Origin of the sequence: Meiothermus cerbereus (genome assembly GCF_051297115.1) — a bacterium.
GTDB lineage: Bacteria > Deinococcota > Deinococci > Deinococcales > Thermaceae > Meiothermus > Meiothermus cerbereus_A.
This window is the reverse complement of the sequence record NZ_JBEVAL010000165.1, coordinates 1-737: the sequence shown is the minus strand read 5'-3', so window position 1 is coordinate 737 and position 737 is coordinate 1. Positions and strand designations below refer to the sequence as shown.

Sequence of the window (737 nt, the reverse complement as noted above, 5' to 3'; positions counted from 1 at the left end):
GCCAGCCAGCGCACCCAGGCGCTCAAGGCTAAGGACAGACGCTCCACCTCCCGCTGCATCCGGCTGAGCGCCTCAAGATTTACTTCTCCGGGGATCAGTTCCAGCACCAGGCACCGCGCCCGCACGCTGTGGCCGGGGGGTAAATCCTCCCCGGTAATGAGCAGGCTGCCCCTGGGGGCCCGATCCGGCTGCATGGTGCCATCCGAGCGCATCCGGGCTCGCCCCACCCCGTTGCCCTGGTTGCGTAGGATTCTCGAGGCCTTGCCCTGCAACTCCTTCTGCTTCCCCTCATGCCCGGTAGGGGCGTAGTCGTCAATGAGCAGCAAAGCGTCCTTGGCCGCGAAGGCCAGGGCTTCCAGGGCGTTGGCCGTCCCCTCCCAGTTGGTGGGCGGGTGAGGCTGGGTGTGCCCCCACAAGGCCTGCACCAGCAGGGACAGGCTAGTCTTCCGGGCCCCGGTGTGTCCGGCCAGGTAGAGGCTACCCATCGGGTGCTCAATCACCGCGCCCAGGGCATACAGCAGCAGCGGCCAGGTGACCCGCCTGGGGGCCACCTCGAGCAGACCCACCAGGGTTTGCAGGGCCGCAAGCTCCGCCTTCCCCTCAGGGGGCTGGGGCAGGGCAAAGCCCGCGAGCTCCGGGGGCAGGTCAACCTCGAGGCCCCCCACGCTCCCGCCTGATCCAATCCCGCCACCGGCGTGCAGATAGACCCACTCCGTCCCCCTCCGTATCCAGCCGGT

Annotated in this window: 1 protein-coding gene; it reads right to left on the bottom strand. The window is 68.8% G+C overall.

Annotation, left to right across the window (positions count from 1 at the left end):
- A partial coding sequence (locus ABWU19_RS14970) for a DUF927 domain-containing protein (RefSeq protein ID WP_435902423.1) occupies positions 1-737 on the bottom strand: 737 nt, incomplete at both ends.